Origin of the sequence: Saccharomonospora sp. NB11, from assembly GCF_015910535.1 — a bacterium.
Classification (GTDB): domain Bacteria; phylum Actinomycetota; class Actinomycetes; order Mycobacteriales; family Pseudonocardiaceae; genus Saccharomonospora.
In genome coordinates this window covers 87,573-108,814 of the sequence record NZ_JACBJG010000012.1, presented here as the reverse complement: position 1 = coordinate 108,814, position 21,242 = coordinate 87,573, and the positions used below count along the sequence as shown (strand labels likewise).

Here is a 21,242-nt window from a genome sequence, read left to right as displayed (position 1 = left end):
GGTGGTCGTATGGCGCTGGAAGGGCCGGTCACGGGATTCGCAGTGGCCGTGGTGCGTGAGGACGGTCGTTGGCGTTGCGACCGGCTGGCCGACACGGCGCTGACCGAGTTGGACACCACCATCACCGAGTTGCGGAAGCTCCGGTCGACCGGGGCGGTGTTCGGGCTGTTGGCAGTGGACGACGAGTTCTTCGTGGTCGTCCGGCCGACTCCGAGCGGGGTGTCGTTGCTGCTCTCCGATGCGGCGGCGGCACTGGACTACGACATCGCCGCCGACGTGCTCGACCTGCTCAGGGCCGAGGCGCCCGATGACGATGACGACGTGGTGTGGCCCGCGGGCGATCTGGAGATCCTCGCCGACCTCGGGATGCCGAAGGCGGAACTGGAGGTCATCGTCAACGAGGTCGAGCTCTACCCCGACGAGCAGCTGCAGATGATCGCGCAACGCTGCGGGTTCGCCGACCAGTTCGCGACCCTGCTCGACGAACTGTGATCGCCGGGCCCGCGGACCTCGACGCCGTGCGGGTGGCCCTCGACTTCGCCGAGCGCGCTCGTGACACGGCCGACGTCCCCATCGGCGCCGCGGTGTTCGCACCCGACGGCAGGCTGCTGGCCGGTGCCCACAACGCAAGGGAGGCGCTGGGCGACCCCACCGCGCACGCGGAGGTGCTGGCGCTGCGGGAGGCGGCCCGCGTGCACGGTGACGGGTGGCGGTTGGAGGGATGCACGCTCGCCGTCACGGTGGAGCCCTGCACGATGTGCGCGGGAGCGCTCGTGCTCGCGCGCGTGGCACGGGTCGTGTTCGGCGCGTGGGAGCCCAGGACGGGAGCCGTGGGGTCGTTGTGGGACGTCGTCCGCGACCGCAGGCTCAATCACCGTCCCGAGGTGCTGGGTGGGGTGTTGGAGCAGGAGTGCTCGGCGTTGCTGGACGACTTCTTCTCCGGCCACCGAACGGCCTCGGAACGCCGCTGACCAGGCCGAAGATCGGTGTTGCGGACCCGTCGGCGATCAGCGTCGGGGCATGCAGTATTGTTTTCAGCGGTAGCGTGTCCGAGCGGCCGAAGGAGCACGACTCGAAATCGTGTGACGGGCAACCGTCCGTGGGTTCAAATCCCACCGCTACCGCCACGAGAAGCCGGGCGACCCCGAATCGGGTCGCCCGGCTTCCTCCGTTTTCGTGCCGTGTGCGGCCCGGACGGGTGGACGTCATCACCTGACCAGGGTCGGAGGCGACCCGAACGGCGTGTCCGCTGAAACCAGCACACGAGGGCCGTCGAAGGTGACGGTATGTGCTCTCTTGGAGACCGTCTGTTCGCGCGTCTGGTCGCCGTCGTCACCGCCACCGTTCTGGTCGTCGGCCTCACCGCGATCGGGATGCTGGAGGGCAGCACCGCGCGAGCGGAGCAGCCGCACCTTCCTGAAGGTTTCTCGCTCAAGGAGCTGCCCAGCGGGCAGGCGCCGGGCAACCTGACCGACTTCGCCTACCTGCCCGACGGCAGCGTGCTCAGCATCGGCAAGACCGGCACGGTCGCGTGGGTGTCCACCGACGGCCGGTCGCGGACCCTGCGCACTCTCGCGGTGGAGTCGCAACAGGACATGGGGCTCGTGGGGCTCGCCGTCGCGGCCGACTACGAGGTCTCCCGGCACATCTACCTCGCGCGGTCGGTGCCGACGGGTGGCGGCGCCTACGACCTCACGCTCGCCCGCTGGGAGGTCACCGGCGAGGCCGAGCCGACGGGATTGACCGGCGAGACGGAACTGGTGCGGCTGCCCGGCGACGCCAACGTGCACGGCATCACCGGCATCGTCGCCGACGACGACGGCACCATCTGGGTCTCCATCGGTGACGTCGCGAGCTACACGGAGACCGACCGTCTTGCCCTGCGCGCACAGAAGCCGCACGCCTTGCAGGGCAAGATCCTGCACCTCACCGCCGACGGCGCGGGTGTCCCGAGCAACCCCTTCTACGACCCCGACGCGCCCCACTCCGCCCGCAGCAAGATCTTCGCCAGCGGCTTCCGCAGCCCGTTCCGGATGTCGCTCGACCCCCGCACCGGGCTGCCCGTGCTCGGCGAGGTGGGGTGGAACCGCTGGGAGGAGATCAACGTCGTGCAGCCGGGCCGCGACTACGGCTGGCCCTGCTGGGAGGGCAACGAGCGCACCACCGGGTACCGCGACTTCCCCGAGTGCGAGCAGGCACCGAACACGGCACCGCTCGTGACGTTCCGGCATGGCAAGGGAGTCGACAACGCCAACAGCGTCACCGGCGGCGTGGTCTACACGGGATCGGCGTACCCGGAGCAGTACCGGGGCGCGTACTTCTTCGGCGACTACACCCACCGGAAGCTGTGGACGTTGCGATACGACCACCGGGGCAGGCTGACGCAGGAGCCGCAGAGCCCGCCGATGGGCACGCACGTGGGGCGGCCGGTCAAGTTCGACACGGCGGCCAACGGCGACATCGTGTTCGCCGACATCGAGTCGGGCAAGCTCAAGCGGCTCGTCTACGCGGCGGGCAACCAGGCTCCCGTCGCCCGCATCGCGATGGACACCGACCCCGAGACCCGCACGGTGTCCTTCGACGGCTCCGACTCGTTCGACTTCGACGGCGACACCCTGACCTACACCTGGGACTTCGGCGACGACAGCACCGCCGAGGGCGCCCACGTCGAGCACACCTACGGCGACGAGGCGGAACGCTTCACCGCCACCCTGACGGTCACCGACCCCGCGGGAGCCCAGGGCAGTGCGGAGGTGAGCGTCGTCCCCGGCAACCACACGCCCGTGCTGCGTGCCGAGCAACGGGACGACCACGCGTACGCGGTCGGGGAGCCGGTGACGGTGAGCGTGCTCGCCACCGACAAGGAGGACGGGATGCTCGACGTGCGCTGGCAAGCCACGGTGGTGCACTGCCCGGAACGGCAGACGTGTCACGCCCATCCCACGGAGACCGGCGAGGGGATGCGCTTCAGCGTCGCGTTCACCGACCACCCCGACTCCCACATGGAACTGACGGCCACCGCCACCGACAGCGCGGGCGTGTCCGCGACCCACACCTACGAGGCGCTGCCTCGCGAGCATCGGCTGAGGTTGTCGAGCAACGTGCCCGCCGCCGTGGAGATCACCAGTGAGGGCGACGGCGACACGTCGAACGGGGCCGGCGGGACGGCGATGGTCACGGCGGGCGCCACGGTGGGCGTCACCGCGCAACGGGTCGCGGCGGACGGCCTCTCGGTCTTCTCGCACTGGGACGACGGGGTGTCGGAGCGCACGCGCACGATCACGATGCCCGACGAGGACGCCACGCTGAACGCCGTCTACGCGACACCGGTGGAGCAGCGCTATGACGAGGAACCGGAACTGCGGGAGGTGCTGGGCCCGCCGACGGGTCCGGTGGTGATCGACGGCGGGACGTACTACCGCGATCACGCCCGAGGCCGGCTGTACTGGTCGGCCCGCACGGGCACACACGAGGTGCACGGACCCATCGCCGAGAAGTACGTCGAACTGGGCGGGCACGAACGGTTCGGGCCGCCCACCACCGACCAGACCGTGACCCCGGACGGCGAGGGTCGGTTCAACCACTTCCTCGGCACGCCCTACACCCGGACGGCGTCGATCTACTGGACACCGGAGACCGGGGCCCATGCCATCTGGGGCGAGGTGCGCAAGCGCTGGGCCGCGATGGGCTGGGAGCGGGGTCGACTGGGCTACCCGACCACCGACGAGCTGCGCACGCCCGACGGGATCGGGCGCTACAACCACTTCAGCAAGGGCGGCTCGGTGTACTGGACGCCGCGGACCGGAGCGCACGCCGTGTACGGCGCGATCCGCCGCCGCTGGGCGGAACTGGGCTGGGAGCGGTCGTACCTCGGTTACCCGGTGACGAGCGAGTACGCCGTCGAGGGTGGACGGCGCAGCGATTTCCAGGGCGGGTCGCTCGTGTGGCGGGCCGCCGACGACACCGTGGTCGCCCGACCCGCTAGGTCGTGACCAGCGCCCGCAGCTCGGCGAGCAGTTCGGCACGGCTGGAGGCACCCAACCGCTGACGCATGCGGGCCACGTGGTGTTCGACGGTCTTGGCGGAGATGAACAGTCGATCACCGACCTGGCGGTAGGTCAGTCCCGCGACGACCAGCTCGGCCACCTGCCGTTCCCGTTCGCTGAGGACGTCGGTGTCGGACCGTGGCGTCGGTTGCGCGGTGCTCGTCGTCACCGTGCCCTGCATCGCCCGAGCGCTTTCGAGCAGGCTCACCATGGCGGAGCGGTCGGTGGTGCGGATGGCGGCCTGACCGGCGAGTCGGGCGGCGTCCCAGCAGAGCCCCGCCGCGTGCAGGGCACGCGCGGCCGAGTCGACGCGGTCGGCGTCGACCGTGTTCCCCATCGCGTCGACCCAGCACGTGGCGGCCTCGGCGAGCGCGCGGTGGTAGTCGCTGTGGTCGGCGAACTCCCCCAGCGCGCGGGCGTGTTCGGCGGCCTCGTCGGGGCGGTCGGAGACGACGGCCTCGTGCAGTCCGTTCCAGTGCAGCGTCGCCGACCACAGCGGCGGGTCGCCCAGCGCGGCGAGCAGAGCGCGCGCTCGCTGGAGGTGGTGGGCGAGGCGGTCACGTTCCCCGATGCGCGCCGCGGCGACACCGAGTTCCGTGAAGGGGAGGATCGTGAACAAGTCGATGCGCAGCCGCGGCAACGCCTCCCGGACGTCGGCCCAGAGGTCGCGCAGCGCGGTCGGATCGCCGGTCCTGCGCGCGAGACCCGCCCGCAGCGCCACCGCGAACAGCCAGTCGCGTGTCGACAGCTCGGTGCCGACCGAGGGCAAGGCGTGCGTCGCCGCGTCCAGATCACCTCGCAGCATGCGGATCCACGCCGCCAACAGCAGATGGCGGGTCCGCGTCGTGCGGCCCCCGCCGCCGGTGTTCACGGCGTGGTCGAGCAACGCCTCCGCGAGGGGCAGTTCACCGCACTGCATGCCCACGAGAGCTCCCACGGCGGCCGGGGTGTCGGGCAGAAACAGCGTGTCGCCCACGGGGTCGAGCGTCTCCGCGGCGTCGGACAACGTGGACAGGGCGGTGGTCGGTCCCGCGGTCACCGACTCGACCACACCACGGACCAGGGTGGCGGTCGCCGCGGTCGCCAACGTCGGTGGCTCGTCGGTGTTCCGCTCGCTCAGCACCGACTCCGCGTCCGCCAGCGTTCCCTGCTGCACCGACACGAGAGCGGAGTGCAGTCGCGAGAGTCGGGTGCCCGACCAGCGATACAGTTCCCGCGCGCGGTCGAGTTGGCCTTTGTGGACGAACGCGGTGGCCGCCGTGCGGGCGGCCTCGGCGCGACCGTCGGCGTCGGGCGAGGCGATCACGGCGTCGGCCAACCGGAGGGCGGCGTCCAGCTCGCCTGCACGGGCCGCCGCCTCGGCCCACCGACTTCCGACGGCGGTGGTCGCCCGGCCCGCGCGCGTGGCCGCCTCGTACAGCGTCGCCGCGAGCCGGGGATCGCGTTCGGTGGCCTCGTCGGCGGCGGCCTCGAACGCCTTCGCCAGCTCCGCGCCGCTCGAATCGCTGCCCAACAACGGCCGGACGAGGTCGAGCACGGGGCCTCGGCGGTCGAGCTGGATGCGGACCAACCGGTGGGACACCGCGAGTCGTCGTTCCTCCGGAACCAGCACCCGCACGGCACGTGCCACCACCGGCACAGGAGCGCCGTCGTGAGTCAGCAGCCCGCACGCCCTCGCCGCGGCGACGGTGCGGGCGACACCGTCGTGGTCGGTGTCGAGCAGCCCGGCGAGCAGGTCCACGTCGAGACCGGCTCCCGAGGTGGCCGCCAACAACAACGTCAGCGTCTGCGGTGACAGACGGTCGAGGTCGGCCCGGAACTCGGTGAACACGGCGGGCGGGAGGCCGGTGCCATCGGCCGTGGCGTCGGCGGTGCCGCCCTTGTTCGCCCCGACGGCGGCGAGGGCGGCGGCGAGCCGCACCACGAATCCCGGGACGCCGAGGGTCTGGGCTCGCACGAGCTCGGCCAGCTCGGCGCGGTCGCGCCCCAGCAACGCGGCGACCCGACGGGCGTCGAGCGGGCGCAGCACGACCTGTCCCCGGAGCCGGGAGAGCAGCGTGGTCAGCGCGGCCGGACGCGGCCACGGTCGTGCCGCGATCACGAGGTCGGTCACCTCGTCGACCGCCTTCTCGCACAGGTCGCCCAGAGCTGCGTCGTCGAGGCGATGGGCGTCGTCGACGAGGACGAGGTCCGCGCCCTCGACATCCTGCTGGCCGTACCAGGCCACCGACCTCCCTCGGCTCTCGCAGCGTCGGGCGAGGTGGCCCAGTACGGCGGTCTTGCCGTGCCCGCCGGGTGCGATGACGGCGAGGCGCGCGGGAGCGAGCGTGCCGTCGGCGACCGCCGTGCACAGTTCCCGGGTCGGTTCGTCGAGCAACGGATCGTCGCGTGTGGACGTTCGGAGGGCGCTCGGCCGCTCCGGCGAGGCGACGTGGGTTGAGGGCATCAGCGATCCTCGTCTCGGGCTCGTGACGAGCCGCCTCGGCGCGCACGGGAGAACCGGCGGCGCGGCGGCTGCAACGGAGTGATCTCGACGGGTGGTCGATGGGGTGGTGGTTCCGGGGACTCGGGCGGTTCGCCGGAGCGTGCCGGCAGGTCGTCGAGGCCGGGAACGAGCGCCGTGCCGCGCGCCGGTGCGGCGGCGGGAGCGGGCGGCTTCGGGGAGTTGCCGGGCCTCGGGTGCGGTCGGGGACGTGCGGCCAGAGCAGCGCCCCGACTCAATGCGGTGCCGGGATCGTCGGCGACGACCACCGGACACGGCAGCTCGGCGCGCGCGAGCCTGGCGGCGAGCGGGATGTTGGCACTGCCCCCGACGAGGATCGCCGCGGCCAGCTGCCCCTCGGGCACGTGCAGCAGGAGTCGGCGCAGCCGCCGGACCGCCGACCGCAGCACCGGTGCGGCCAGTTGCTCGAACTCCTGTCTGCCCAGCGACACGGTGTCGGTGACGAGGACGTCCGTGGTCGTGGAGAGCCGTTCCTTCGCGGCCGTGGCGGCGGACCGAAGCCGCCCCATGGCGTTCGGGTCGCCCGTGTCGACGTCGGCGCGTTCGAGCACGTGCCGCACCACCAGGTCGTCGAGGTGGCAGCCCGCCTCGTGCTCCGACGACTCGGCGTGGGCGAGCAGTTCGACCCCGCGGGGAGTCCGGCGCAGCAGCGCCGTCTCCACGTGCACGCCGCCGATGGCGCACACCGCGAGCAGCCGCCCCGGTTCGACGTCCGCCGCGTCCGGACGGCCCAGGTGACACTCGGCGGCGGCGATGGGACTCGGCAGGGCCAGCACGCCCGGCAGCTCCGCCGCGTCGAGGGCCTTGTGCAGCAGGCCCCGGCGGTAGGCCGACCAGCTCGGCGGATGGGTCACGACGATGCGTTCGGCGTGGGATGCCTCTGCCTCGGCGACCCGGTCGGCGACCCAGCCGATCATGCCGGCGGCGAGCGTCTCCGCCGGGTAGGACGTCTCTCCCAGGACGAAGGGCACGGGATCGCCGGTCCGGTGCAGGGGAGCTCGTGCCACGCGCTCGGGCTCGCTCGCCACGTGTCGCAACGCCGCTTGTCCCACGAGCAGGTCGCCCCTGCCCGACACGTGCAGCACCGCGTCCGCCCATCGGGTGGACGTCCCCAGGGGGATCACCTCGGGCGGATGCCAGTGACCTCGGCGGTAGCGGGAGACCGCCGCGCTCACACGGGTGGCGCCGAGGTGGATCCCCAGGACATAGCGCATGAACGGCGAGTTCCTCCCGACTCGGGACTTCGGTCGGCGGGCGTCCGGGTGGGACGGGCCGCCGCGGGTGGGTCCTTTCGTACCAAAGTCATTCCTCCGTATGACACCCCCCGATTAGGCCGTTCGGCATCCCCTAACCCCCTAACGGGTGGTCACGGAACGGTGGTGAAGAACCCGGTCTTCTCCCCGATGCCCCTTGGAATGCGGCGACCTAGCGTCGGCCGGGCCGTCGCGCGCGGCGACACGGATGTCAGCTTCGGACGAAGGAGAAGACCCTTGATGAACGCACAGGGCGAGGCAGAGGCCGAGTACGACGTGACCGTCTCGGAGCCCGCAGGTGTCACCCACGAGCAGACGCTGCACGACTTCGTGGCGAACCTGCTCAACGACGCCACCGCCCGTGCAGCCTTCGCGCAGGACCCGGTGGGCATGCTCGACGTCGCCGGACTCGGCGGCATCACGCCGCAGGACGTCCAGGACGTGGTGCCGCTGGTGATGGACCAGGTCGGCGCCGAACCGGAGGACGACGTGGTGAACGGGCTCGGTGACGTCCTGGCCCAACTTCGGGGTGTGGCGCAGGAACAGGGGCAGGCGCCGCGGGCCGACCTGCCGGAGTCCACCGGTCTCGACTCCCTCGTGGGCGGTGTGACCGCGGGGGGAAGCGCCACGCTCGACGAGGTGACCGGCGTGCTGCGCTACGACAACGAGGCCGTCGTCGGTGAGACGGCGGGGCAGCTCGACGAGCACGGTCTGAACTTCGGCACCTACACCGACAGCCTGGTCGGCAGGGCGTCGGGCGTGGGTGGCGTCGGTCTGGAGAACTCGGGCGGGATGGCGTCCGTGGACAGTGCCGTGGGTACCGCGCACGGGATGCTGGACGCCAACGCCGACGGCGTCGCGGGCCTCGGTGGGGTGAGCACCGACCAGCTCGACGCGGGTGTGTTCGGTGACGTGGCCGAGGACAGTGTCGTCGGCAGCGCGGGTCTGCGTGGCGACATCGTGTCGGGTGACGGGCTCGCGATCCTGACCGAGGACGGTTACGCCGCCGGTGGCACGGTCGAGACGCCGTTCGGCACGTACGGCGTGGAGGTCACCGACGAGACCAGCCTCAGCCTTCCCGAGATCACGACCAAGGGGGACCTGGTCGACACGCTCGACGCCGACACGCTGACCCGGGGCAGCGAGGCCGCCGCCAGCACGGTGGCGACCTACGTGACCTCCGGTGGGGCCGCGTTGCCGGGCACCGTCCGCGCGGCGACGGAGGAGCTGGCCGCCGAACTGCCGGTCGACCTGCCCACCGACGTTCCGCGCGACACGCGCGCGGTCGCCCCGGAGAACGACGACGCCGTCGCGGCCGACGCGACCAGTGTGGACGACGAGGTGCTGGCGCAGCCCCGCGACGTCGGTCTGGACCTCGACGAGCCGATCCAGGTGATCGACCTCGACACGAACCTGCCGGAGCTGGGGCAGCCGGTCTACGACCTGGCCTCGGACCTGCACCGCGACCTCAACACGCTGCCTGAGCAGCTCGGTTTCGACATCCCGGGCCCGAAGGCGGAGATGCCCGACCTGCCCGTGTTGAACCCGATGCCCGAGTCCGACAGCGTCGACGCCGACACCATCGGCGACGTGACCCGCGCTGCGGAGCCGATGAGCGGCGGTGTCGACCAGGTCGCCGACACCGTCAGTGACAGCCCGCTCGGCGGCATTGCCGACCAGGGTGAAGATCTGCTCTCCCGTGGCTCCGGACTGGACGATGTGGACCTCGGGCACTGACTCTGAGTGATCTCAACCTGATAACAGGCCGGGCTCGGTGATATTACGAGTCCGGCCTGTACTGCGTCGCGTGAAGGAGGCACACTGTCCGATCGATGAAGGCTTCCCCGTGGCTCGACGTCCTGGACGAGGCGATCCGTTCGTGTGCCGCGCACGACCGCAACGACCTCGTTGCGCGGCTGCGTGCCCGCCGTGCCGAGCTGGCCGGACCGAAGATCCGCGTCGTGGTGCTCGGTGCGCGAGGGCAGGGCAAGAGCCAGCTCCTCAACGGACTGCTCGGTACGACCGTGTGCGAGGTCGGTGCCGACGTCACCACCACCGTGCCCACCGTGATCTCCTACGCCTCGGAACCGGTGGCCTCGCTGGTGCCGGGCAGTCCGGTGCCACTCGTCGAGGCCGGTGACGGCGGACTCGTGTCGGACGGTGTCGGCCACGGTGCTCCCGCGTTGGAGAGCGCCGACCGGACGGTGGTGTCGGTCGAGTCGGCCACCACGCTCGCCAACGGGCGCCGCGACGTGGCGCGAGTGGAGGTGGGGTTGCCCCGGGCCCTGCTGGAGACGGGCCTGACGTTGATCGACACACCGCCGTACGGAACCGGCGCCGACGAACACGCGCGTGCCGCTCTCGCCGCGTTGCCGAGCGCCGACGCGGTGCTGCTGACCACCGACGCGACCCGCGAGCTCTCCGCGGCCGAGCTGGAGGTGCTCGACAGCGTTCTCTCGGTGTGTCCGACCGTGGCGGTCGTGCTCACGAAGACCGACCTCGTCCCCGGATGGCGGCGGGTCGTGGAGCGGACCCGCGACCGTCTGCGGCAGCAGGGGCTTCCGGTCACGGTGTTCCCGGTGTCGTCGGCGTTGCGGCTGATCGCGGCGAGGACGAACGACACCGGACTGAACGACGAGTCCGGCTATCCCGCGCTCGTCTCGTACCTGCACCACGAACTCATGGGCAACGCGGACGTCCTGCGTCGGCGCTGCGCGGGCCTGCTCGCCGGCCTGGCCGCCGAGCGGATCGCACGCCCGTTGCGGGACCGGCTCGCGGAGCTGCAACGCAGCGGCGACGGTGAGCTGTTCGCCCGGTACCGCGCCGCGAGCACCCAGCTCGAACGGCTGCAGCGGGAGTCGGCGCGTTGGCAGACCATGTTGTCCGACGAGGTCGCCGACCTCACCGCCGATCTCGACTACGACTTGCGCGATCGAACGCGGCGCATCCTGCGGGAGGCGGACGAGTACTTCGAGGTGGCCGATCCCGCGAAGGACTGGCCGGAGTTCGAGGAGTGGCTTCGCGAGAACCTGACGGCCGCAGCCGAGGCGAACTCGGGCTGGTTGCTCGACCGCTTCGAGTGGATCACCCGCAAGCTAACGGGGGCGATCGCCGTCCACCGTCCCGACGCGTTCGCCCCCGAGGACGTCCTGCCGTCGTTGCCCGTCGAGGAGATCGCCGAGTTGAAAGGACCGAACATCGAGAGGTTCTCCCTCGGGCAGAAGCTCTTCGTCGGGATGCGCGGCTCGTACAGCGGATTGTTGATGTTCGGCCTCGCCACCACGTTGGCCGGGATGGACCTGATCAATCCGATCTCCATCGGGGCCGGGGTGGCGTTCGGCGCGAAGAGCGTCTTCGAGGAGCGGGGAACGCGGCTCAAGCGCAGGCAGTCCGCGGCCCGCACCGCCGCGCACCGCTACGTGGACGACTTCTTTTTGGCCTACGGCAAGGAGAGCAAGGACACGGTGCGCCTGATCCACCGGGAACTGCGCGACCGGTGTGCCGCCGTGGCGCAGGAGTTGCGCACGGAGATCAGCGAGGCGGCGGCGCGGGTCAAGCAGGTCATCGACGCCGAGGCCGCGGAGCGGGGCACGGCGATGCGTGAGGTGGCGCGGCGGATCGACGAGTTGGAACTGCTGCGCAGGCGGGCGGAGGCGCTGGCGCCGCGCGCGGTCCCGCGGGGGCTCACCGCATGACGTTGGCCGATCGAGCATGGTCGCTGCTCAACCGCGCGCAGGAGGTGTACGCCGACAACCCGAGGGCGTCGAGTTGGGTGCGCAAGCACCTGGTGCGGCTCGGGGAGCCGGTACGCATGGCCGTCGCGGGCACGGCGGGCTCGGGGGTCTCGACGCTCGTGTCGGCGTTGACGGGCGACGCGGACTACGGCGTGCCGCCGCACCCGCCGATGTCGTGGCGGCACATTCCGGCGCGTCACCCGTGGCCGGAGTTGCTGGTGCTCGACACGTCGTTGACGCGGCACGACTCCGTCACCGCGCTGTCCGAGTCGATCGGCGCGGAGGCCGACGCGGTGCTCTACCTCGTGACTCAGCACGACACCGACGCGGAGTTGCTGCGTGCGCTGCACGAACAGCCCTCGCCGAAACTCCCGCCCGTGCACGCGCTCGCGGTGTTGGCCAGGGCCGACGAAGTGGGTGGAGGTCGCCTCGACGCGGTCGACTCGGCGCGGCAGGTGGCGCGACGTCGGGCACGGGAGGGGCGGCTCGCCGAGTCGTGCCAGGACGTCGTCGCGGTGGCGGGACTGTGTGCGCGGGCGGCGCGGACCCTGCGTCCCGACGATTTCGAGCTGCTCGCCGCCCTGGCTGCCGTACCGGAGGCGGAACTCGAACCGCTGCTGTTGTCGGCCGACCGGTTCGGCGCGGACCCGCAGCGCGCTGAGCTGCTCTCGCGGCTCGGGTTGTTCGGGGTCCGGGTGGCCACGACGGCGATCCGCCGTGGGGTCCGCACTCCCCAGGGGTTGTGCGCGGAACTGGCGAAGCGCAGCGGCCTCGACGCCCTCGGCGAGGCCGTGTCGGGATACTTCACCGACCGCGCAGCCGTGTTGAAGGCGCGGTCGGCGTTGCTGGGGCTCGACGTGATGATGCGCAGAGAGCCGCGGCCGTCCGCCGCGCCGCTGGTGGCAGAGCTCGAACGCACGCTCACCGGGGCACACGAACTCGCCGAGCTGCGCTTGTTCGCCGCGTTGCGCACGGGCCGCGTGGTCCTGCCCGGCGACCTCGGTGAGGAGGCGGCTCGGCTCGTCGGAGGGTACGGCGAGGCACCGCGGACGAGGTTGGCGTTGACCGCGCCCGAGCCGGTGGAGCCGGTGGTACGGCGGACCGCGGCGGGAGTGTTGCGGATGTGGCGCTCGTACGTGGAGAACCCGGTGCTCTCCTCGACGCAGCGGCAGGCGGCCGCGACCGTGGTCCGGACGTGTGAGGCCCTCGCCACCGGCGCGCTCGGCTGACTCCTGAGAGCGCGGCGGTGGGGCGAGGCGGTCGGCCGCTGTCCGCTTCGTCGGGCACTCTGGGCGGCATGACCACACCGACGCGCTTGTTGCGCCTGCTGTCGCTGTTGCAGACCGCGCGCGAGTGGCCGGGCGGCGAGCTGGCGCGCCGGTTGGGAGTCAGCCGTCGCACGGTGCGCCGCGACGTGGAACGACTGCGGGAGCTGGGGTATCCGGTCGTGGCGTCACGAGGCGCCGAGGGCGGGTATCGGTTGGTGGCAGGTGCCGCCTTGCCGCCGCTGTCGCTGGACGACGAGGAAGCCGTGGCGGTCGCGGTGGGGCTGCGCAACGCCACGGCACACGCCGTGACCGGGTTGGGAGAGGCCGCTCTGCGGGCCCTGACGAAGGTGGAGCAGGTGTTGCCGTCGCGGCTGCGGTACCGGGTGACGGCGGTGCACAGTGCCGTCGAGCCTGGCCCGGAGCTCGGTGAGTCCATGGTGGACCCGACGGTGCTCACGGTCGTGGCGGCGGCGATCGGCAACACCGAGCGGCTCCGGTTCGCCTACCGCTCGCGCGGTGGGGAGCGCTCGCGACGGCACGTCGAACCGCACCGGCTCGTGCCACTGGGACGGTGCTGGTACCTGGTCGCCTTCGACCTCGACCGCGACGACTGGCGCACGTTCCGGGCAGATCGGATCGCCGAGCCGTTCGCGACCGGGGCTCGGGCGGCACCGAGGCGGTTGCCTGCCGACGACGCGGCGAGCGTCGTCGCCGACGCGTTGTCCCGACTCGGACCCACCCACGAGGCGGTGGTGACCGTGTTCGCGCCCGCGACCGAGATCGACGCGGGACTCGGCGACGTCGAACCGCTCGACGAACGCCGGTGCCTGGTGCGCTGCCACGCGGACACGGCGGAGTGGCTCGCGGTGCGACTCCTGTCGCTCGGGCACGAGTTCCGGGTCCATGAACCCCCGGAACTGCTCGACCAGGTGCGTGAGGTGGGACGACGCGCGCTGCGGGCGGCGTCGCCGGATGAGGCGTCGAGTGCGCCGTGACACAGTTCGCCGGGACATCCCCGACGAAGGGCGGCTTCTCCCCGTTCACCCGAATGGGTAAGGATGCGCCGGTGAAGTCTTCCCAACGCACAGCGAGGATCGCGGGCAGCACCGCCCTCGTGGCGACTCTGGGCGTGCTCGTCGCGCCCGGAGCGGTGGCCGACCCCGAGCACACCGTCACCGCCACGCCCACCCGCATCCACGAGATTCAGGGCACCACGCGCATCTCGCCCCTGGTGGGCGAGCGCGTGAGCGTGTCGGCCGTGGTGACGGCCACCCGCGCCTTCGGTTCGAGCCGTGGGTTCTGGATCCAGGACCCCCACCCCGACGACGACCCGCGCACGAGCGAGGGCCTGTTCGTCTTCACCGGCTCGCAGACCCCCGACGTCGAGCCGGGTGACGTCGTCACCGTCGACGGCACCGTGACCGAGTACTACCCCGACGACCCCGCGACGACCGCCGCGCAGTCCACCACAGAACTCGTGGACGCCGACTGGACGGTCACCGCACGCGGCGCAGAACTGCCGAAGGCGCTGGAGATCGGGCCGGACACGATCCCCGAGTTGCTCACGGCCACGCCCGGCGGGTCGATCGAGCACGAGCCCCTGCGCCCCGAGACGTACGCCCTCGACTTCTGGGAGGCGCACGAGGGCGAGCTGGTCTCCGTGTCGGACGTGCGGCTGGTCGGGCCCAGCACCGCCTACGACGAGCTGTACGTGACGACCAAGCCCGAGCAGAACCCCAGCGCGCGGGGCGGGACGGTGTACCTCGACTACGACCGTCCCAACACGGGTCTGCTCAAGATCGAGTCGTTGATCCCGTTCTCGGAGCGGCCGTTCCCGACGGCGAACACGGGCGACACCCTCGCCGGGGTCACGTCCGGGCCGGTGGAGTACGACTCCTACGGCGGGTACACGCTCATGGCGACCGTGCTCGGCGAGGTGAAGGACAACGGGCTGGAACGCGAGGTCACGCGTCCCCAGAAGCCCGGCGAGTTGGCCGTGGCGACCTACAACGTCGAAAATTTGTCCGCTGTGGACAGCGAGGAGAAGTTCGCCCGCCTCGCCGAGGGCATCGTTCACAACCTGTCGACACCCGACGTCGTCGCGCTGGAGGAGATCCAGGACGACAACGGCCCCGAGGGGGTCGGTGACGGCGTGGTGTCCGCCGACCAGACGTTGCGTCGCTTCACCGAGGCGATCGTGGCCGCCGGTGGGCCGCGGTACGAGTGGCGGCAGATCGACCCGGAGGACCTCGCGGACGGCGGTCAGCCCGGCGGCAACATCCGCGTGGGCTTCCTCTTCAACCCCGAGCGCGTGCAGTTCGTCGACCGCGAGGGCGGGGACGCCACCACCGCGGTGCGGGTCGAGCGCGAGCGTGGCGGGGCGCGGTTGTCCGTGTCTCCCGGCCGGATCGAACCCGGCGACGACGCCTGGATGGAGAGCCGGAAGCCGCTGGTGGGCGAGTTCGTCTTCCGCGGGCGGACCGTGTTCGTGGTGGCCAACCACTTCGCCTCCAAGGGCGGGGATCAGCCGGTGCGCGGGCGCTTCCAGCCTCCGGCTCGGCCGTCGGAGGACCAGCGCGTCCGGCAGGCGGCGCTCGTGCGGGAGTTCGTGGACGAGCTGCTCGCGGTCGACCGCAGGGCGAACGTCGTCGTGGCGGGCGATCTCAACGACTTCCCGTTCTCGCCGACCGTGCGGGAGCTGACCCGGGGAGGGGCGCTGCGCTCGCTCGTCGACACGCTGCCGCCTTCCGAGCGCTACAGCTACGTCTACGAGGGCAACTCGCAGGTGCTCGACCACATCCTGGTCTCCTCCGGCCCGCACCGGGTCGACTACGACGTCGTGCACGTCAACGCCGAGTTCGCCGACCAGGCGAGCGACCACGACCCGCAGATCGTGCGGTTCATCCCCAGGTAGCGTGCGTGGGCGGTGCCTCGACCGGCACCGCCCACGTCGATCACCGGCCGGGCTGGCGAGCCAGTGTCGCCTGGAAGCCGGTCACCAACGCGTCGAGCGCCGCGTCGAACCGCGCCGTCCGTCTCCCTGAGCTCATCGCCTCGTGCAGCAACGGGTGCGTCGAGGCGTCCACGTCGGACCCGTCGGTGTCCGGGGTCGCCGTGTCGAGGACGACGTGTCCGACGACGAACCCGGCGAGCGAGTGCAGCACGTCCAGGGCGGCCTTCGGCTCGAAGCCGTGGGAGCACAGCGCGGTGAGCACGGCCTCAACGAGGTCCTGGTTCCTGGTGGTGAGAGCAGGCCGCGTGGCGACGAGCGAGATCAGCGCGGGATGGGTCAGCAGAGCCTCTCGCAGTGTTCGCGCGTACTCCCGCAGCACCGCCTGCCAGTCGTCGGAAGGCTGCGGTGACCTGGCTGAACGAAGCACCTCCTCGACCATGCCGTCGAGCAAGGCGTCCTTGCCTGCCACGTGGTGGTACAGCGTCATCGCCTCGACGCCGAGTTCCGAGGCCACCCGGCGCATCGACACGGCCGTGACTCCCTCGTCGTCGGCCAGCCGAACGGCGGCGTGCAGGACGTCCTCGCGCGTGAGACCAACGCGATGTCCGCGTCCCCGCTTCGCTGTCACGGTCCCTCCCCGTTCTGGCCAAACTTACGATGTAAGAATACGATGGTCGGCGCAATGACGCCGCGGGGCGGGGGGCACCGCGGCGTCCCGTGACGCGGTGTGGGGGAGACATGACAGCGAATCCAGTGGTCAGGACACGTGCCGGTGCCGTACGAGGGCTGGTGATCGACGGCGTCCACGTCTTCAGAGGCGTGCCGTACGCGCAACCGCCCGTCGGGGCTCTACGGCAACGGCCACCACGTCCGGCCGAGCCCTGGGACGGCGTGCGGGAGGCGACGTCGTTCGGACCGACCGCGCCGCAACCGGACTTCGGGATGCCGGAGGAGCTGTCGGGCTTCTATCCCACGGTCGTCGGGGACGACTACCTCAACCTCAACGTCTTCTCGCCCGATCTCGGTCGGGCCGGCCTACCGGTGATGGTGTGGGTGCACGGCGGCGGGTTCGACGGCGGCAGCAGCATCCTCTACGACGGACGCCGCTTCGCTCGGGACGGCGTGGTGTTCGTCAGCGTCAACTACCGGCTGGGCGTCGAGGGGTTCCTCGCGCTGGGCGACGGCATCGCGAACCTGGGGTTGCTCGACCAGGTGGCCGCGCTCGAATGGGTCCGGGACAACATCGCGGCCTTCGGGGGCGACCCGGACAACGTCACGGTGTTCGGGGAGTCCGCCGGGGCGATGTGCACGGCGACGTTGCTCGCCATGCCGGCCGCACGTGGGCTGTTCCGCCGCGTGGCCCTGCAGAGCGGTGCGGGCAACCTGGTCCAGTCGCTCGACACCGCTCGGCACGTCGCCGGTCTGCTCGCTGACGAACTCGGGATCGGTCCGACGCGTCAGGAGTTCGCGCAGGTGCCCGTCGAGCGGCTGTTCGCCGCGCAGCAGCGGGTGGAGCGGCGGCTGGCCGAACGTCCCGACCCGCGGCGGTGGTGCGGCGAGCCCGGTGCCAGGGTGCACCTGGTGCAACCCACGGTCGACGGCGACGTCCTGCCGTCGACCACCCTCGACGCGGTCCGTGCGGGGGTGGCGGCCGACGTCGACGTCCTCCTCGGCAGCAACGCGGAGGAAGGACGGCTCTCGTTGGTGCCGTTCGGTGCGCTGGACGCGATCGGTGACGACGACGTGGAGACCGCCATGCGGTCGTACGGGCTGCCGGTCGAGCGGGCGTGGAGCGTCTACCGCGCCACCCACCCCGACGCCGGTCCCGGCGACGTCCTGGCGCTGCTGCAACGAGACTGGTACTACCGCGCGCCGGCCCACCGCCTCGCCGAGGCCGTCGTCCGACGCGGCCGGTCGGCGTACCTCTACGACTTCGCCTGGCGTTCCCCCCAGTTCGGTGGGGCGCTGGGGGCGTGTCACTTCCTGGAGGTCCCGTTCGTCTTCGACCTCCTCGACATGCCGCTCTTCTCGGCGATCACCGGTGACGCCCCGCCGCAGGCGCTCGCCGACGCGATGCACACCGCCTGGGTCGCCTTCGCCACGCACGGCGATCCGGGTTGGCCTCGCTACGACCTGAGCACGCGACCTGTGCAGCGGTTCGACAGCGAGTCGCGCGTGGTGGAGGACCCGGCTCCGGAGGAACGGCGGCTGTGGGAGGACCTCGACATCGCGCGCGGGAGCTGATCAGGGCGCGGCGAACTCGGCCACGACGGTGAACAGTCCCGTGTGGACGGACGGTGTGGGTGTGTCACCGCCCGCCCACACCGTCCGTCGTGCCGTGTGCCCGCCACGCCTCAGCGGCGGGCGCGCCAGCCCAGTGCGGCGACCGCCTTGGTGAGCTCGCGGTAGGACGTGCGGATCTCTTCGAGGTACTGGTCGAGGTGCTCGCTGCGGGCCACGGGACTGGCGTTGGGCGGGTCCCCGGGTTCGATCCACGACAACCGGTCCACGTTGTCGCACGCCATGCGCCACCAGCGGTGGGTGCGCTCCTGGACGGCGACCTCCTGCTCGGCGACGCGGTCGAGCCGGTCCTGCGCCCCGGCGATCTGCGACTCCAACTCCTCGACCCGGCGCCGTTCCCACTCGCGCACCTCGTCGGCGGAGCGGCGGGCGCCGCTCATGATCTCCTTGTAGCGAACGGCGGCGGTCGGCTCGTCAGGCATGGTCGGCCTCCGGACGATGGAACGGGACGGTGACCTCCGGGCTCGCGTGCGTGCTGCGGTCGAAGAACAGTGCGCGCCCGGCACGCGGCGCCCAGTGCACGACCTGGCCCGCGCAGAACGCCGCGAGTTCGTTGCCCTGGACGTCGAGTGCGACCCAGGCCCCGATGTCCTCGGTGCCGCCGAAGCCCAGGGTGTCCTTCAGCCGGGCCACGCCACGCCACCAGCCCAGCACATGGAGGCCCTTCGGCGGCCCCTGCTTCAACAGGATCCGCAACTGGTCCAGACCGCTCGGTTTGCCCGGCTCCTTGCGTTCCAGTGCGGGGAGCACCGCGTCGACCCCGTACAGGACGAGGAACCGGTCGCCCGCCGACTCGGACAGTTCGGTGGCACGCTGCGCGATCAGCTCCGGGAACTCGTCGGCCGTCACGACGGGAGCCTTGTGTCCCAGTGAAGCCAGCTCGTCCGCCAGAGCCCGCACGTCGCCCAGACACCGGTCCACCGCACACCCCAGCACGAACTCCGCCGTCCCCGGCTCGTACTGCCGGGCCAACGAGCGGGTCGCGGCGTCGAGCACGGAGAGCGCCTCCGTGGTGCTGCTGCCGAGGACAGCGAGGTTGCGTCCGGGCGCGGCGGGCAGCTCCACTCCGTGGGCGTTGTCGGCGACCTCGATCGACTGCCCCACCAGCGCCTTCGGGCGGTTGCTGCCGGGCGTGAGCGAGGTGAACGCGGTCAGCTCGTCGAGCCGGGGCGCGACGGCACCGTCGAAGAGCCTCGGTCGTCCGTGCGTGGCGTACCGCTGCCACAACTGCCGCTGCAACACCGGGAACGTGTTCTTCGTGCTGGCGTCGGGAATGTGGGCGAGTTGGTTGCCGTGCGCGACGCCGGACTCGTGGTTGATCACGGCGTGCCAGCGAGGTGCGGACACCGCCGCCTGGTTCGACTCCGCCAGCACGCGGCGGGCCTTCGGCATGGCGATGCGCAACGTGCACTGCTCGAACACGGCGGGCTTGCCCCAGAAGGCGTCGATGCCCGCGATGTCCTGGCTGGCCAGGATCAAATGGATGCCCTGGGAGCGGCCCCGCCTCGCCAGGTCCTCCAGCAGCGACGTGGCCATGGCCGTCACCGAGTCGCGTTCGGCGAACAGGTACTGGAACTCGTCGATCACGGCGACGATCCGCGGCCAGTGCCCGGTGGGGTCGGCCTCGCGCAGCTCCGCGATGTTGGTGACCTCGAACTCCTTGGCCGCCGCCGATCTGCGCCGCATCTCGTCGGAGAGGAACCGCAGCAGCGCAACGCCGAACTCGCGGTCGGTGTTGACGTTGACACCCACCAGCCGGGCGTGCGGCAACCAGCTCTCGTCCTTCTTCCCGGGCGCCAGCCCGGCGAACGAGACGCCTTCCTTGAAGTCCAGCAGGTACAGCGCCAGTTCGTCGGGGGAGTACCGGGCCGCGAGCCCACCCAGCAGCGCGTACAGGAAGTTCGTCTTGCCCGATCCGCTCGGCCCGCCGATGAGGGCGTGGGGGGTGGCGTCGCCGATCACGACCTCGACGGGTTCGCCCTCGTGGAAACCGACCGGGGTGCGCAGTTCGCGGGCGGAACACTCCTGCCCGTACTCCGTCGGCAGTAGGTCGGCGAACGATCGTGGGCCGCCCTGCCGCGTGACGATGGCCTCGGCGATCCGCGCCGCTGCGTTGGCCACCTGCCCGCCCGGCAGCGGCGGGTCGAGTCGGATCTCGACGCCGGAACCGGTCATCGACGTGATCGCCCGCCGGTCGTCGAGCAGGCTGATCGTCTCCACCGAGCCGCCCAGGACGGTGGGAACGTCCACGAGCACCAACGAGATCCCCGCGGCGAGCGCGCCGCTGGCGACCCGCCTGAGGTCGCGCAGATGCTCGGGTGCGAGGTCCTCCCCGTTGCCGTAGAGCACGGCGATCCGCCACGGCTCGACGCGTTTGCCGGTGGCCTCCCGCATCGCGCGCAACGACGCGTAGCCCGCCTGCAACGTCTGCGTGTGGATGCGGCGGATGTGCCCGGCGAGTTCGTCGAGCAGGTCGACCAGCCGCGTGGGGTCGTGCACGGTGACGGCGCTGGTCCGGCTCAGCGCGTAGAAGTTGGGCAGCACGGCCGTGAGCTGGCCGATGTCCCAGAGGTGCACCTTCACCGCGCCCGGCGCGAACGTGCTCAGCACGCGCATGAGCAGGTTCTCCACGAGCGCGTCGACCGTGGCGCGCGTCTTCGGCGCCGACGTGATCGACAGGTGCGACTCGTCGAGCAAGGGCACGGCGACGTCGAACGACAGGGTCGTCCCCGGGGCGCGGCCGACGCTGGAACCGTCCACTGTGGCCTCGCCGATCCGCCACAGTCCGGGCGAGGTCGGGCCCTCGTCGGTGCCGAGCCTGCCGAGCCACTCGCTCGGCGGTCGCCCCGCCGGACCCGGCGCGGCCGAGGCGACCACCCGGCGCAACTCGTCGGGACCGTCCGCCCAGTCGGCGTAGAAGCGGCTACGGACGCTCTCCAGCCACGACAGCACCGACGTCATCGCCGGATCGCCCCGGTACTCGGCCAGTCTCGGGTCGGTGGCGACGTTGTCGAGCCCCACCGACAACACCAGCTTTTCGAGCTTCAGCTTGGTGAGTTCCAGCTCGGCGTCGGAGTGGGCGTTACGGGCGGCCCCGAGGGCGAGCCCGATCTGGTGGCGCAGCGCCTCCAGCGCGTTGGTCACCCGCGCGCGCTGCTCGACGACCTTGCGTCCCATGGGCACA

General features: G+C 71.6%; 14 protein-coding genes and 1 tRNA gene. 10 read left to right on the top strand and 5 right to left on the bottom strand.

The window, feature by feature from the left end:
• The first annotated feature begins 9 nt into the window (after positions 1-9).
• From JAV51_RS17560 to JAV51_RS17545, 4 genes are all read left to right on the top strand, one after another.
• The gene (locus tag JAV51_RS17560) at positions 10-492 is read left to right on the top strand and encodes a tRNA adenosine deaminase-associated protein (protein ID WP_197321839.1); all 483 of its coding nucleotides are present in this window, start codon (positions 10-12) and stop codon (positions 490-492) included.
• Positions 489-971, top strand: a complete 483-nt coding sequence (locus JAV51_RS17555; protein WP_197321838.1) for a nucleoside deaminase — start codon at positions 489-491, stop codon at positions 969-971. The genes JAV51_RS17560 and JAV51_RS17555 overlap by 4 nt, the downstream gene beginning before the upstream one ends.
• A 68-nt stretch (positions 972-1,039) precedes the next feature.
• Positions 1,040-1,127 (top strand) — tRNA-Ser (locus JAV51_RS17550).
• A gap of 159 nt (positions 1,128-1,286) precedes the next feature.
• A complete protein-coding gene (locus JAV51_RS17545) occupies positions 1,287-3,992 on the top strand; it encodes a PQQ-dependent sugar dehydrogenase (RefSeq protein WP_197321837.1) in 2,706 nt (901 codons plus the stop codon).
• On the opposite strand, the gene JAV51_RS17540 is transcribed toward JAV51_RS17545, so the two are convergent.
• On the bottom strand, positions 3,982-6,492 hold the full coding sequence (locus tag JAV51_RS17540; RefSeq protein WP_197321836.1) for a helix-turn-helix transcriptional regulator: 2,511 nt from the start codon (positions 6,490-6,492) through the stop codon (positions 3,982-3,984). The two genes, JAV51_RS17545 and JAV51_RS17540, sit on opposite strands and share 11 nt — an antisense overlap.
• Positions 6,492-7,763 carry an Hsp70 family protein gene (locus JAV51_RS17535; protein ID WP_197321835.1) on the bottom strand — a complete coding sequence of 424 codons (1,272 nt, stop codon included), beginning with the start codon at positions 7,761-7,763 and terminating at the stop codon, positions 6,492-6,494. The genes JAV51_RS17540 and JAV51_RS17535 overlap by 1 nt, the downstream gene beginning before the upstream one ends.
• 279 nt (positions 7,764-8,042) lie before the next feature.
• Between JAV51_RS17535 and JAV51_RS17530 the strand changes: the two genes are divergently transcribed.
• The 5 genes from JAV51_RS17530 to JAV51_RS17510 all read left to right on the top strand — a co-directional run bounded on the left by JAV51_RS17530 (position 8,043) and on the right by JAV51_RS17510 (position 15,718).
• Positions 8,043-9,539, top strand: a complete 1,497-nt coding sequence (locus JAV51_RS17530; protein WP_197321834.1) for an IniB N-terminal domain-containing protein — start codon at positions 8,043-8,045, stop codon at positions 9,537-9,539.
• 95 nt (positions 9,540-9,634) lie between these two features.
• Positions 9,635-11,497, top strand: coding sequence for a dynamin family protein (locus tag JAV51_RS17525; RefSeq protein WP_197321833.1), 1,863 nt, complete (start codon positions 9,635-9,637; stop codon positions 11,495-11,497).
• Positions 11,494-12,765 (top strand): hypothetical protein, encoded by a 1,272-nt coding sequence (locus tag JAV51_RS17520; protein ID WP_197321832.1) that lies wholly within the window; start codon positions 11,494-11,496, stop codon positions 12,763-12,765. The genes JAV51_RS17525 and JAV51_RS17520 overlap by 4 nt, the downstream gene beginning before the upstream one ends.
• A gap of 68 nt (positions 12,766-12,833) precedes the next feature.
• Positions 12,834-13,799, top strand: coding sequence for a YafY family protein (locus tag JAV51_RS17515; RefSeq protein WP_197321831.1), 966 nt, complete (start codon positions 12,834-12,836; stop codon positions 13,797-13,799).
• 71 nt (positions 13,800-13,870) lie between these two features.
• The gene (locus JAV51_RS17510) at positions 13,871-15,718 is read left to right on the top strand and encodes an endonuclease/exonuclease/phosphatase family protein (RefSeq protein ID WP_197321830.1); all 1,848 of its coding nucleotides are present in this window, start codon (positions 13,871-13,873) and stop codon (positions 15,716-15,718) included.
• 40 nt (positions 15,719-15,758) lie between these two features.
• On the opposite strand, the gene JAV51_RS17505 is transcribed toward JAV51_RS17510, so the two are convergent.
• The gene (locus JAV51_RS17505; RefSeq protein ID WP_197321829.1) at positions 15,759-16,385 is read right to left on the bottom strand and encodes a TetR/AcrR family transcriptional regulator C-terminal domain-containing protein; all 627 of its coding nucleotides are present in this window, start codon (positions 16,383-16,385) and stop codon (positions 15,759-15,761) included.
• A 110-nt stretch (positions 16,386-16,495) separates the two neighbouring features.
• Between JAV51_RS17505 and JAV51_RS17500 the strand changes: the two genes are divergently transcribed.
• The gene (locus JAV51_RS17500; protein WP_197321828.1) at positions 16,496-18,001 is read left to right on the top strand and encodes a carboxylesterase/lipase family protein; all 1,506 of its coding nucleotides are present in this window, start codon (positions 16,496-16,498) and stop codon (positions 17,999-18,001) included.
• Between the two features lie 110 nt (positions 18,002-18,111).
• Here JAV51_RS17500 and JAV51_RS17495 read toward each other — a convergent pair whose 3' ends face one another.
• Positions 18,112-18,480, bottom strand: coding sequence for a hypothetical protein (locus JAV51_RS17495; RefSeq protein ID WP_197321827.1), 369 nt, complete (start codon positions 18,478-18,480; stop codon positions 18,112-18,114).
• The gene (locus JAV51_RS17490) at positions 18,473-21,235 is read right to left on the bottom strand and encodes an FtsK/SpoIIIE domain-containing protein (protein ID WP_197321826.1); all 2,763 of its coding nucleotides are present in this window, start codon (positions 21,233-21,235) and stop codon (positions 18,473-18,475) included. Before JAV51_RS17490 ends, JAV51_RS17495 begins: the two co-directional genes overlap by 8 nt.
• Positions 21,236-21,242: the final 7 nt, after the last annotated feature.

Excerpts from the sequence above, each read along its gene's own strand:
- JAV51_RS17560 (WP_197321839.1), top strand. The coding sequence starts at position 10 with ATGGCGCTGGAAGGGCCGGTCACGGGATTCGCAGTGGCCGTGGTGCGT.
- JAV51_RS17545 (WP_197321837.1), top strand. The coding sequence starts at position 1,287 with ATGTGCTCTCTTGGAGACCGTCTGTTCGCGCGTCTGGTCGCCGTCGTC.
- JAV51_RS17540 (WP_197321836.1), bottom strand. The coding sequence starts at position 6,492 with ATGCCCTCAACCCACGTCGCCTCGCCGGAGCGGCCGAGCGCCCTCCGA.
- JAV51_RS17535 (WP_197321835.1), bottom strand. The coding sequence starts at position 7,763 with ATGCGCTATGTCCTGGGGATCCACCTCGGCGCCACCCGTGTGAGCGCG.
- JAV51_RS17530 (WP_197321834.1), top strand. The coding sequence starts at position 8,043 with ATGAACGCACAGGGCGAGGCAGAGGCCGAGTACGACGTGACCGTCTCG.
- JAV51_RS17525 (WP_197321833.1), top strand. The coding sequence starts at position 9,635 with ATGAAGGCTTCCCCGTGGCTCGACGTCCTGGACGAGGCGATCCGTTCG.
- JAV51_RS17520 (WP_197321832.1), top strand. The coding sequence starts at position 11,494 with ATGACGTTGGCCGATCGAGCATGGTCGCTGCTCAACCGCGCGCAGGAG.
- JAV51_RS17515 (WP_197321831.1), top strand. The coding sequence starts at position 12,834 with ATGACCACACCGACGCGCTTGTTGCGCCTGCTGTCGCTGTTGCAGACC.
- JAV51_RS17500 (WP_197321828.1), top strand. The coding sequence starts at position 16,496 with ATGACAGCGAATCCAGTGGTCAGGACACGTGCCGGTGCCGTACGAGGG.
- JAV51_RS17495 (WP_197321827.1), bottom strand. The coding sequence starts at position 18,480 with ATGCCTGACGAGCCGACCGCCGCCGTTCGCTACAAGGAGATCATGAGC.
- JAV51_RS17490 (WP_197321826.1), bottom strand. The coding sequence starts at position 21,235 with ATGGGACGCAAGGTCGTCGAGCAGCGCGCGCGGGTGACCAACGCGCTG.